Annotated in this window: 10 protein-coding genes; 1 reads left to right on the top strand and 9 read right to left on the bottom strand. The window is 35.6% G+C overall.

Annotated features, from left to right (window positions below):
- Complete coding sequence (locus DLJ74_RS09020; RefSeq protein ID WP_181397484.1) at nucleotides 1-1620, bottom strand: sigma 54-interacting transcriptional regulator; 1620 nt, start codon at nucleotides 1618-1620, stop codon at nucleotides 1-3.
- 147 nt (nucleotides 1621-1767) lie between these two features.
- Between DLJ74_RS09020 and DLJ74_RS09015 the strand changes: the two genes are divergently transcribed.
- Nucleotides 1768-2010 (top strand): DUF2627 domain-containing protein, encoded by a 243-nt coding sequence (locus tag DLJ74_RS09015; RefSeq protein WP_109984208.1) that lies wholly within the window; start codon nucleotides 1768-1770, stop codon nucleotides 2008-2010.
- A gap of 38 nt (nucleotides 2011-2048) precedes the next feature.
- Here the strand turns inward: DLJ74_RS09015 and DLJ74_RS09010 are convergent, their stop codons facing one another.
- The 8 genes from DLJ74_RS09010 to DLJ74_RS08975 form a co-directional block, all read right to left on the bottom strand.
- On the bottom strand, nucleotides 2049-3395 hold the full coding sequence (locus DLJ74_RS09010) for an aspartate kinase (RefSeq protein WP_109984207.1): 1347 nt from the start codon (nucleotides 3393-3395) through the stop codon (nucleotides 2049-2051).
- A gap of 299 nt (nucleotides 3396-3694) precedes the next feature.
- Nucleotides 3695-4423, bottom strand: a complete 729-nt coding sequence (gene spo0A / locus DLJ74_RS09005) for a sporulation transcription factor Spo0A (protein WP_245902322.1) — start codon at nucleotides 4421-4423, stop codon at nucleotides 3695-3697.
- Nucleotides 4424-4833: 410 nt separating this feature from the next.
- Nucleotides 4834-6117 (bottom strand): SpoIVB peptidase, encoded by a 1284-nt coding sequence (gene spoIVB / locus DLJ74_RS09000; protein ID WP_109984206.1) that lies wholly within the window; start codon nucleotides 6115-6117, stop codon nucleotides 4834-4836.
- Between the two features lie 159 nt (nucleotides 6118-6276).
- Nucleotides 6277-7995 (bottom strand): DNA repair protein RecN, encoded by a 1719-nt coding sequence (gene recN / locus DLJ74_RS08995; RefSeq protein ID WP_109984205.1) that lies wholly within the window; start codon nucleotides 7993-7995, stop codon nucleotides 6277-6279.
- A gap of 49 nt (nucleotides 7996-8044) precedes the next feature.
- Nucleotides 8045-8494: a transcriptional regulator AhrC/ArgR gene (gene ahrC / locus DLJ74_RS08990; protein ID WP_109984204.1), complete on the bottom strand. Its 450-nt coding sequence runs from the start codon at nucleotides 8492-8494 to the stop codon at nucleotides 8045-8047.
- A 61-nt stretch (nucleotides 8495-8555) separates the two neighbouring features.
- Nucleotides 8556-9383: a TlyA family RNA methyltransferase gene (locus DLJ74_RS08985; protein ID WP_109984203.1), complete on the bottom strand. Its 828-nt coding sequence runs from the start codon at nucleotides 9381-9383 to the stop codon at nucleotides 8556-8558.
- A 6-nt stretch (nucleotides 9384-9389) separates the two neighbouring features.
- Nucleotides 9390-11288, bottom strand: coding sequence for a 1-deoxy-D-xylulose-5-phosphate synthase (gene dxs, locus DLJ74_RS08980; protein ID WP_109984202.1), 1899 nt, complete (start codon nucleotides 11286-11288; stop codon nucleotides 9390-9392).
- 32 nt (nucleotides 11289-11320) lie between these two features.
- A complete protein-coding gene (locus DLJ74_RS08975) occupies nucleotides 11321-11899 on the bottom strand; it encodes a hypothetical protein (protein ID WP_054859313.1) in 579 nt (192 codons plus the stop codon).
- Between the last annotated feature and the right edge of the window lie 316 nt (nucleotides 11900-12215).

Below are 12215 nucleotides of genomic sequence, written 5' to 3'. Positions count from 1 at the left end.
CTATGAACTCTCCCTATTGATCTGATATTTATCCATTTTATAGTATAAATTTCGAACTGAAATTCCCAATGATTTAGCAGTCTGTGTTTTGTTATATTTACATTTTTCTAACATTTGCAATATATATTTTTTTTCGAACAAATCCATAGCTGATTGCAAAGGAAGAGAATCATCAATCGAAATATCCTTTTGCTTGTTTACTATGAATGATCGAAAGTGATCAAGAGTTAATACTTCTGTTAATGAATCAGCATGAGTAAAAGCTATATCCATCCAATACTTTAGCTCTGACACATTTTTAGGCCAATCGTATGTGTAAAAATAATCGAATACATTTTCATCAGCCGTTTTAATATTCATACCATATTTCAAATTATTTTGTGTAATAAAATGGTTCACTAATAAAGTTAAATCCTCTCTTCTTTTCGTTAATGACGGTAAATGAATAGGAAAGCGAAGGAACATCTCTGCAAACTTTGAATCGAGCTTCTGCCTTATATCCTTTCTACTAGTACTCACGATTAAGCGAATATTATATTTATTGTTTTGAAATAATTCTACCAATTGCAATTGTATATTTATCGGTATAGCGGTAATCTCTTCGATAAAGAGTGTTCCGTTTTTAACTGTTTCTATGATGCCTTTTTGCTGTTGGTTACCGAAGAGTAGTTCCTCCAGCTTCTTGACATTTTGACCATCGTTACGAATATGGCGAAATGGATGCTTACTTCGATTACTGGCAAAATGGATGATATGGGCTAGCATTCGCTTGCCAGTTCCTGTCTCTCCTTCTATAAATAGAGGGGCATTTGTTTTTGCGTATAATTTACCGTGTTCCTTCGCCATTTTAATCTCGAACGATTGACCGATAAAATCTTCAAAAGTGAATGTCTTTTCCAAGTTTCTAATTAATCGCTTAGCTTGCTCTAATTTTTGCGCTTCTTTTTTTATTTCACTTAAGTTTTGCATCATCATTAGACATCCTATTAGCCTACCTCTAATAAAGGCTGGAGTGGAGCTTATTTTTATCTCTTGCTCCCATTGTCCAATTCGGATCGATTCACTCACAACTCTTCGATCCTGAAAAGTGATGGATTGAACGTGCTTTACTTTTGCTTCTATCTTTTTACGATCTTCAATTTCAAATGAATGGATTAATTGTGTCCAATTAGTATTATGTATTGGTTGTAATTGCTCTATAAGTTGAAAAGAAGCAGCAAAATCAACATGGTTAGCTAGTACTGTAAAGATTTCCTCCATGGAAAACAAATCGGCATGTGCAGTAAGATTTCCTACATAATTTTCGAAATTTTCACAAAGTAATAGTACTCCTATCGTACGTTTTTGTTCATCTAATAAAGGGCTATAAGTGGTAAAAAGTTTCTTTTTATTTTTTGTAATTTTCTCAATTCGATGCAATACCTTTCTCTGTTGCAATACCTTTGATATCGAATCCTCTTCAATCAAATCATTCCAAGGCTGATTAATTAAAGGTTGTTTCCATAGTGATGTTGCCTTTTCGTTTGCTTCCTTAACGATCCCGTCCGTATTAATAATTAGTGCTCCATACGGAAGATTTTCAACATGAACTGCATCCTTAATAAGAGATTTTGCAGACATTTTCATCACACCCTGCATTTTTTTGCGCACTTTTATAATAATATTATATGCAATAATTAGCAAGTAATAACATGAATTTCATAATGATTGAGATTATGCTATACTAATAAAAAATAGGATTAGGTAACATAGAATGGGGAATAAGACATGAGAATTATTGCATTACTATTACTAGTGATGCCAGCCATCATAGCCACTTACGGTATTAAGCTGATGCGTGATGCTTTCTTCGGGGAATTAACCGTCATCTTTTTTCATATTATTATTCAATTTATTATTGGTCTCATTTTGTTTATTGGGGGACTTGCATTTATCGGTGGGTTCATTTTACATCGGGATCGAAAGCGTCAATTGATAAAAGGAGGAAAAAACAACAGGTATCGTTCGTAGCCTGTTGTTTTTTATTTTATTCAGTTTATAAATTCCTTTTATTGAAAGAACATTTCATATAATGCTCTTACTGATTCGTTTACCTTTGATGCTTTAATTCCAAACATCATCGATACCTCAGAGGATCCTTGGTTAATCATTTCTAAATTAACGTTCGCTTTAGCAAAAGCATGTGTAGCTTTATCAGCTAAACCAACAGTACTGTCCATTCCTTCCCCTACTACCATAATTAAAGCAAGATCACGATCCACATGAACCGTATCTGGCTTTAATTCTTTTTTGATACGGGCAATGACACGCTCTTCCTTATCCTTTGGCATGCGTGATTCTCTTACAATGACAGAAATATCATCAATTCCAGAAGGGGTATGTTCAAAGGAGATACCTTCATCCTCTAATATCGTCAATAGTTTGCGACCAAAACCAAGCTCTCTATTCATTAAATATTTGCTAACATAAATACTTACAAAGCCTGTATCACTAGCGATACCTACTACAGGATTAGGTTGTGCAGCTTTTTGAGCAACAATAATAGTTCCCATTCCTTGAGGATTATTCGTATTCTTAATACAAACCGGTATATCTGCTTTGAAAGCAGGAATTAATGCTTCGTCATGGAAAACAGAGAAGCCTGCATAAGACAATTCACGCATTTCTTTATATGTTAGTGAAGTGATTTCTTTTGGATTTTCAACAATATTGGGATTGACACAATAGACGGAGTCTACATCTGTGAAATTCTCATATAGGTCAGCTCTAACTCCAGCAGCGACAATGGATCCAGTAATATCTGATCCTCCTCTTGAGAATGTAATCAGTTTTCCATCTAACGTGTAACCGAAAAATCCAGGGATGACGACAATATCATCGCGATTTCTTAATTTATACAGATGCTCATAGCTTTCATCTAAAATTTGAGCACTTCCTGGATTATCACTTACAAAAATCCCTGCATTCTTAGGATTTAAGTAAGCGGCCTTTAAACCTAGTGATTGCAAATAAACACTTAAAACTTTTGCGAGAGAATCCTCACCCGTTGCTTTTAATGCATCCATTTTTAATGCATCACTATCATCTGAAGATAAGATAGAATGTATGCCATCTTCAATTTCCTTGATAACACGATCAGAAATTTGAAGTTCTGTTGTAATTTCTTGAAAACGATCTAAGATTTTTTGTAATTTTGAATCATATGGTTCATTTTTTAAATAGGCATCTCCCAATTCAATTAACAAATCTGTTACTTTTGTATCTTCTGAAAATCTTTTTCCTGGCGCTGAAACAACAATTACCTTTCTTTCTCGATCATCTTGAATAATATTTGCTACTTTACGCAGTTGTTCAGCATTTGCAACTGAACTTCCTCCAAATTTTGCTACTTTCATGTTATAACCTCTCCAATATTTATTTTTATGACATTAAAAATATTATCATACTTCGCAATATTTTGTTATATAAAAGTGATGTCTAATTCAAAATATATAGGAGGATATACACGTTTATCGAGATAGATCGCATCTGTTGCAAAAATACTGGACTATTTCTACCTATATTATAGGAGAGCGCATTTGTTTTTTTATATCTCCCAGTTTTTGTCATATGATTAGGTTCTGATAACAAAAAAACTCTTTTACAAGAGAAAAGAATCCTGCTCTTTCTCTTGTAAAAGAGTGAAATTGCAATATTATGAAGCTCTATGTTCTAGTCTAAGTCTGTCAGCAACCATTGCTATAAATTCTGAATTTGTCGGCTTTGCTTTAGAAACACTTACCGTATAGCCGAATAAAGACGATATGGAATCAATGTTCCCTCTACTCCATGCTACTTCAATTGCATGGCGTATAGCACGCTCAACCCGAGAAGCAGTTGTGTTATATTTAGATGCGATATCTGGGTATAATACTTTGGTGATCGATCCTAATAACTCAATATCGTTATAAACCATTGTTATGGCTTCTCTTAAGTACATATAACCTTTAATATGGGCAGGAACACCAATCTCGTGGATAATATGTGTAATACTTGTCTCTAAATCGAACTTTTTAGAATGGTTTGTAGATGTTTTGATCTCATTGTTATGTATGGAAGGCTGCATTCCATGCACCTGTCTGATTTGCTCAGCTAAATGCTCTAGGTCAAATGGTTTTAAAATAAAATAAGAAGCACCTAAGGTTACTGCTTTTTTGGTCACATCTTCTTGACCAAAAGCTGTTAGCATAATGACATGGATATGTTTCGTATGCTCAGATTGCTTAATTTTTGACAAAACCGCTAATCCATCAACATGTGGCATAATGATATCTAATACGACTACATCAGGGCGCACATCCTCTATCATATCAAGGCATTCTTTACCATTGTAAGCCTTTCCTACAACCTCCATATCATTTTGATCCCCTAAGTACTCTTCCATTAATTGAACAAGTTCCCTATTATCATCGACTAACAATACTTTAGACTTTTCCACTAAAAAGCTCCTCCTTCAACAATTGCTTTACACTATTATATTTTCGACAAAAGCTTAATAATTCCTGCTTTTCATTAGAAAAACTTTTATTTTTTTCTATTTGCTTTAATTATCTTCATTTTTCGACTATTTTCATTTTGTTTACCCATGGTATGGATTGGTTTTGTCGAATAATCTTTAATTGTTATTATAACAATATTTTCTAGTGACTACAAGATGAATGAACACTTAGAAAAGCTTGTATTCGATCTTCTTTGGTAAATGCCTAGTTTTGCTTATAATTGGCACCTTTGCTACGAATTTATGCGTACAAAAAAATGGTTATCAGGATAATGCTTTTCCTGATAACCATTCCTCTAACTTGCCTTTTTATCTTCTTTATATATATCTATTCCAGCTTCGTTTAGCATCCACTCAATATGAACCCCATATCCAGATGTCGGATCATTGACAAAAACATGGGTTACTGCTCCGATTACTTTCCCGTCTTGAATAATTGGACTTCCACTCATTCCTTGAACAATGCCTCCAGTAGCTTCTAACAAACGATCATCGACTATTTTGAGGATGAGACCCTTTGTTGCAGGTGATTCTTGGGCTACTGTATTGACAATTTCCACATCAAATGCTTCCACTTTCTCTCCATCAATAACTGTCAAAATTTTGGCTGGCCCTTCTTTGACTTGATTTGGTAATGCTATCGGCATCGGTTCATTCCACTTACTTTTCTCTACTTTTCCATTTAATGTACCAAAAATTCCAAAAGGTGTATTTTTCGTAATATTGCCAAGTTCACTTTCGTTAACATCAAAATTGGCTCTCTTTTCTCCGGGAACACCATTTTCCCCTTTCTGAATTTCCGTAACTTTTGATTTCACAATCGTTCCATCATTTATTTCAACCGGTTTTCTTGTATCCATATCTGAAATAATATGACCAAGTGCGCCATACTTTTTGGAATTTGGTTCATAAAAGGTCATTGTACCAATCCCAGCTGCTGTATCCCTAATATAAAGCCCTATTTGGAACTCTTGATCATCTGTATCATATTGAGGTGTCAAACTCGTTTGAATCGTTTTATTTCCACGTTTTATCTCTACATCAAGATCTTTTTTATTTTCACCAGCTTCTTTTACTAACGGGGCTACTTGCTCCATTTCCTTTATTGGCTGATTATTTATACTGAGAATACTATCTCCGACCTTTATTTCCGCTTTTTCACCAGGAGACAGATCACCTTCTTCTGTGGAGACAAGATGATGTCCAACAACTAGAACCCCCTGTGTGTGCAAATTAATCCCTATCGATTGTCCTCCTGGCACTATACGGATATCCTCATAAACAGAGATATCCACCTTTTTTACAGGAATATCAGAAAAAGTGTAAACAACTTCTTGCTCTCCACTTTCCGCAAAGGAAAATGGAATAATGTCCGTTGCATGTTGAACTGTTTGCTCATTCTCAGCTTGAAGTTCTATGGAATTACCTAAAGTAGGCAAGCTAATATCATGTAAGCCTTCGAATGTTTTTATTTGATTGGGAATGGAAAGATATATTTGAAATGGTGTCAACCATGGAAGTGCAAATAAAGAGACAAGGAGTATTAGTCCTATTCCTTTTCTAATCCAGTCAGTCTTCATCACATCACCCTCCTTGTTAGTACAGATTCAATTTCATCTGTATATCTAATTTGACCTTTTAAGGGGGTTTTTAAACCCGTTTAAACTTAACAATTTCGGGTGATGTTTTCCACATTTCTAATAGGAGTTTGCCATCGGTGGAGTTTTTATCCTTTTTCCTCAGCGGCTTTTATTCATCTCAATTAATTCTTTTGCGTGTTGTTTAGATGCTTCTGTTAATTCTTCACCAGTAATCATTTTCCCAATCTCGGCGATGCGATCTTCACGGGATAATTCTGTAACGGACGTAGTAGTTCGATCATGATTCATATGCTTTTCGATTCGCAAATGAGTGTCTGCTATTGCTGCAACCTGTGGCAAATGAGTAATACAGAGTACTTGTGAATCAATCGAAATATTATACATTTTCTCTGCCATCGCTTGGGCAACTCGGCCACTTACACCTGTATCAACCTCATCGAAAATAACACTTGTAATCCCTTGATGCTGGGCAAATATATTTTTCATCGCTAGCATGATACGTGACATTTCACCGCCTGAAGCGATCTTGTTCAATTCTTTTGGTGGTTCACCTGGATTTGTGGATATATAGAAATGAATTCGATCAATTCCTTTATTATTTGGTCGAACCGATGAACCATCAAGCATTAGCTCATTCTGGTCAGATTTGGTATACGCCACTTCTACAATAAAATTTGCCTTTTCCAAATATAATTCTTTTAACTCCTTTAAAACAGCCTTCTCCAATCCCTTGGCTGCTTTTACACGCACATCATGGAGCTGCTTTGCTTCTAAAAGTAAATCCTCTGTTAATTCTTTAAACCTCTGCTCTAATCTTAATAAATGCTCATCTCGATTTTTAATGGTTTCCAGTTCTTCTTCGATGGTGGCACTATATTCCATAATTTCCTCTACATTTGATCCGTATTTTTTCTTCAACTGGTTAAGTTCATTTAATCGTGATTCGATAAATTCTAGTCTTTCCGGATCAAATTCCATCCCATCAATATGCTGCCTAATTTTGTAGGATATTTCTTCAATCATATAATAATGATCAATATAGTCTTCGTATAGCTTCTGCAATTCTTGATTGTTTTCTCCTGCTGCTTCTAAATGATTGGCTGTATGTGATAACCAATCCAATCCCCGCATTTCTCCATGTAATCCATTATACGCATCCTTTAAGCTCTGAAAAATTCGTTCAAAATGAACTAAGGTGTTTCTTTCCTCTAACAGTTCGTCATCTTCTTTTGGGATTAAATTTGCCGATTGAATTTCATTTAATTGAAAAGTTAGAAGGTCTAACCTTTGAGCTAATTCTTTTTCATTTTGATTTTGTTCTTTATAGTCTTTCTTTAGTTGGCTCCATTTATGATATAATTCCTCGTATTCCTTTAGAAATTGTGGATCGTTTACTTGGTAATAAGAATCAAGCAATTCAATATGTTTATCCACATTCAACAATGATTGTGTTTCGTGTTGACTGTGAATATCAATGAGTAACTGACCTATTTCCTTCAATATAGCTAATGTCACTAGCTTACCATTTATTCGACAAATGCTTTTACCAGTTTGTGAAATAGTTCGGTGTAATACGAGCATTTGATCTTCCATAATTTCGATACCTAGTTCATTTGCCTTTTGAAACACAGGATGATTACTTTCCTCCATAATAAAAAGTCCTTCTAGCTCTGCTTTTTTCTCACCAAAGCGAATATATTCAACCGATCCTCTTCCCCCAATAAGTAACCCTAAGGCATCAATAATGATTGATTTACCTGCACCAGTTTCTCCAGTCAGTACTGTTAAGCCTTTTTGGAAGGTAATCGACATTTCTTCTATAATGGCAAAATTTTTAATCGAAAGCTCTGTTAACATACCCACACTCCCATCAAAAAGAAACTCCCATTAACAAATTAATACAGAATTAAAGCATTTCTAAAAATTTAGATTTCATCAATTCTGCATCTTTCACTGTTTTACAAATGATTAAGATCGTATCATCCCCACAGATGGTTCCCATAATTTCATCCCAGCTTAAATTATCGATCAATGCCCCCATAGCTTGGGCATTTCCCGGCAGTGTTTTCATTACTATAAAATGTGAAGCGATATCAATACTTACAAAAGCATCCATGATCAACCTTCTAAGTTTATTTAAAGGATTAAACTTTTGATCTGCTGGTAAGCTATACTTATATCTGCCATCCGCAGTAGGAACTTTCACAAGGTGTAATTCTTTAATATCTCTGGAAATAGTTGCTTGGGTTATCGTATAGCCTAACTGACGAAACTGATCGACAAGTTCATCTTGTGTCTCGATTTCATTTTCTGTAATAATTTCTCTAATTTTTATATGCCTTTGTGCTTTGTTCATATCCTCATCCTCCAACAATAAGGTATCCCATACGAAAACGGACTACTGTAAATAGGTAGTCCTAATCTTTTTTGTTTAATTCTAGATGTGCTGTCTGTACAACTTCTTTAATTTGTCCCACCATTTCTGGTAAGCTACATTCGTTAACAGAACTTTTCCTTAACCATGCTAAAAACTCAATATTTCCATCCCCTCCAGTTATCGGAGAGAACGTAAGATTAAGAAATTCAAAGCCTGTTTGGTGCGAAAATGTTAGAATATCATTTAATACTCTTTCGTGTATGGCAGCCTCTCGTACAATCCCTTTTTTGCCAACTTCTTCTTTACCTGCCTCAAACTGTGGCTTGATTAAGATCACACAGTCACTGTTTTCTTTTAATAGCTTAAACAACGGTGGTAAAATTAATTTTAAAGAAATAAAGGAGACATCAACTGTAGCAAAGTCAGGTTGCTTATCCTCAAGCATGTCAATAGTTACATACCGAAAATTCGTTCTTTCCATAACAATAACGCGTGGATCATTCCTTAATTTCCAGTCGAGCTGATTATAGCCTACATCAACAGCATAGCTTAGACTAACACCATTTTGTAAGGCGCAATCCGTAAATCCGCCAGTAGAGGACCCGACATCGATCATTATCTTCTCCTTTAGGTCCAGATGAAATGTCTTGATCGCTTTTTCTAACTTTAGTCCACCACGTCCAACATAAGGAAATAATTTACCTTTAACTTGAATATCAATATCATCGGAAACCTTTGTTCCAGGCTTGTCTATTCTTTGGCCATTAGAAAATACTAAACCCGCCATAATGGATCTTTTTGCCTTTTCTCTTGATTCGATTAATCCTCGATCTACAATGAGTTGATCAATCCGCATTTTATTAGCCATTTATTATCAAGCCCTTTTTTGCTTATTATTATCCATTTGTAGCATATTCGTCAATTCCTCAATCACTTGTTCTTTTGTTAAATGAATTTCTTCTAATAACTGTTGCACACTTCCATGTTCAATAAAACGGTCAGGAATTCCCATTCGTTTTATCGTTGGATGGTATTGATTTTCTTCAGCAAATTCTAAAATAGAACTTCCAAATCCACCTTGTAGAACGGATTCCTCTATAGTTAGAATCGGTATATTTCTTTTCATTACATCGTGCAGCATTTCCTCATCTAATGGTTTTAGAAAACGTGCATTAATTACTTCAATACTCATACCTTTTTTGGAAAGCTGAATACTTGCAGCCATTGCCATTTCAATTGTTGTACCAAAGGTTAGTATAACAGCATCCTTACCTGTAGTGAGAACCTCCCATTTACCGATAGGGATATTTTTTAATGTTGAATCCATTTCTACACCTAGTCCATTCCCTCTTGGAAAACGTAAGGCAATCGGTCCATCTTCGTATTCAATTGCTGTGTTCACCATATGTTGACACTCATTTTCATCTTTTGGCATCATCAGCACCATATTAGGTAAATGACGCAAAAAGGCGATGTCAAATACCCCTTGATGTGTTTCTCCATCTGCTCCAACTAGTCCTGCTCGATCAATCCCAAAAGCAACATTTAAATTCTGGCGGCAGACATCGTGAACCATTTGATCATAGGCACGTTGCAAAAAGGTAGAATAAATGGCCAGGAATGGTTTCATTCCTTGAGTTGCTAAACCTGCGGCCATTGTAGTAGCATGCTGTTCAGCAATACCAACATCAAATAGTCTCTTCGGGAAGTGCTCTTGAAATTTATCTAATTTGGAACCAAGTACCATTGCTGGCGTGATCACAGCAAGCTTTTCATTCTTTTCTGCGATTTTTTCTAATGTATCACTTACAACTTGGCTCCAGGCAGGCTTATCATCTACTGGCTTGATTTTTTCTCCAGAATCAATTTTATATGGACCAACACCGTGCCATTTATCTTTTTGATCTGTTTCTGCTGGCTGGTAACCTTTTCCTTTTTGAGTGATGACATGAACTAATACTGGGCCTTCCGTTTTAGATGCATATTGTAGGTTTTCTTCTAGTGCCTTGAAATCATGTCCATCAACGGGACCGAAATAAGTAAATCCAAACTCTTCAAATAACATACCTGGTACCATGAAATATTTCATACTGTCTTTTACTCTTTCAGCAGTTTGTGCGATCTTCCCCCCAACTGCTGGTATCCGTTTCATTAGTACTTCTATTTCATCCTTCATTCGATTGTACTTACCTGCACTTCTCATTCTTCCAAGTGCCTTGTGCAATGCTCCTACATTACCCGCTATCGACATTTCATTATCATTTAAAATCACGGTCATGTTCTTTTTCTCGTGACCGATATGATTCAACGCTTCCAGTGCCATCCCGCCTGTTAAAGCACCATCACCAATAATTGGAACAACTGCATAATCCAGTCCTTGCATATCACGTGCAATCGCCATCCCCATAGCAGCAGATAAGGAGGTGGAACTATGTCCGGTTTCCCATACGTCATGTTTACTTTCTGACATTTTCGGGAATCCACATAGCCCGTTATATTGTCGCAGTGTATCAAATTGTTCCGTTCTACCTGTTAAAATTTTATGAATGTAGGATTGATGTCCAACATCAAATATTAGCTTATCAGTGGGACTGTTAAAATGCTTGTGCAAAGCAAGTGTTAGCTCTACAACACCCAAATTAGCCCCTAAATGCCCTCCTGTTACCGAGAGCTTATTAATGAGAAATTGTCTGATTTCATATGCGAGATCTTCTAGTTCTTTTTTTGTTAAATGTTTTAAAAAATTCGGTTGCTTGATTTTGGTAAGATCCATGATGGAATCCTCCCTATTAAGATTCTGTATCTTTAACTTTTTGATAATACTTTTATTTTAAGTCTTTCCTCTAAAAATGCAATTATTTTACCGACTAAGAAAATAATTTGTGTCGAAGAATTAATAGCAAAATATTTGCCTAAAGCTTTCCCACCCACTGTTAAAGCTGCTACAAGACTTGTGAGAATTACTGAGATGGTAATTTGAATGCTAGTACCTTCCTCATATCCGAATACATTAGCAATTTGTAAGACAACGACTGCAGATGCTGTACCACTAATAATACCAGAAATATCACCAATCACGTCATTACAAAAACTTGCGAAGCGGTCTGCATTTCTCACAATCAGTACAGCATGCTTTGCGCCACTTACCTTCTCAGCAGCCATAGCGTGAAAAGGTGCCTCATCAGCTGCTGCTGCCGCAATTCCTAACATATCAAAGAATACACCAATCAATACAATGAATAATACGATTAGTAAACCTACAACAGACATAACTCCACTTAGTATGGATGAAGAAACAACTGAAAAAATAGCCGCTAACACAAATGTGATAACGGCAATACTAAGGCTAAATTTTATCGACTTTTGCAATTGTTTTTTATTCATAACGAACCCCGTTAAAGTGTTTAACATTATTATTATGTATGATGCGGAATGGTCATTTAAGAAGTAAAGACTACGGCTTAGGTCCAGTAGGTTTTCCCAGATATGTACCAAGTGTTGCCACTTTGGCGGTTCCCCTTTAAACATATCTTAGCGTTGTCACCAACAGCTAGACTGGATTACCACTCAGTCCGTACTATAATCCTTCTTAAACTTCCATTTGGAACAGTCTAGGAGATTTCCTCAGCAACCTTTGACCATTTCCTAGCCTCTTTTGCAGTACGAATTTCATATAGAAAACGTGTCCCAAATTAGTGGC

The sequence above is a fragment of the Gracilibacillus dipsosauri genome (genome assembly GCF_003176895.1).
Taxonomy (GTDB): Bacteria; Bacillota; Bacilli; order Bacillales; family Amphibacillaceae; genus Gracilibacillus; species Gracilibacillus dipsosauri.
This window is presented reverse-complemented; position numbering and strand designations above follow the sequence as displayed.

Excerpts from the sequence above, each read along its gene's own strand:
- ahrC (WP_109984204.1), bottom strand. The coding sequence starts at position 8,494 with ATGAACAAAGCACAAAGGCATATAAAAATTAGAGAAATTATTACAGAA.
- DLJ74_RS09015 (WP_109984208.1), top strand. The coding sequence starts at position 1,768 with ATGAGAATTATTGCATTACTATTACTAGTGATGCCAGCCATCATAGCC.
- DLJ74_RS08975 (WP_054859313.1), bottom strand. The coding sequence starts at position 11,899 with ATGAATAAAAAACAATTGCAAAAGTCGATAAAATTTAGCCTTAGTATT.
- DLJ74_RS08985 (WP_109984203.1), bottom strand. The coding sequence starts at position 9,383 with ATGGCTAATAAAATGCGGATTGATCAACTCATTGTAGATCGAGGATTA.
- DLJ74_RS09010 (WP_109984207.1), bottom strand. The coding sequence starts at position 3,395 with ATGAAAGTAGCAAAATTTGGAGGAAGTTCAGTTGCAAATGCTGAACAA.
- spo0A (WP_245902322.1), bottom strand. The coding sequence starts at position 4,423 with ATGGAAGAGTACTTAGGGGATCAAAATGATATGGAGGTTGTAGGAAAG.
- DLJ74_RS09020 (WP_181397484.1), bottom strand. The coding sequence starts at position 1,620 with ATGTCTGCAAAATCTCTTATTAAGGATGCAGTTCATGTTGAAAATCTT.
- recN (WP_109984205.1), bottom strand. The coding sequence starts at position 7,995 with ATGTTAACAGAGCTTTCGATTAAAAATTTTGCCATTATAGAAGAAATG.
- spoIVB (WP_109984206.1), bottom strand. The coding sequence starts at position 6,117 with ATGAAGACTGACTGGATTAGAAAAGGAATAGGACTAATACTCCTTGTC.
- dxs (WP_109984202.1), bottom strand. The coding sequence starts at position 11,288 with ATGGATCTTACCAAAATCAAGCAACCGAATTTTTTAAAACATTTAACA.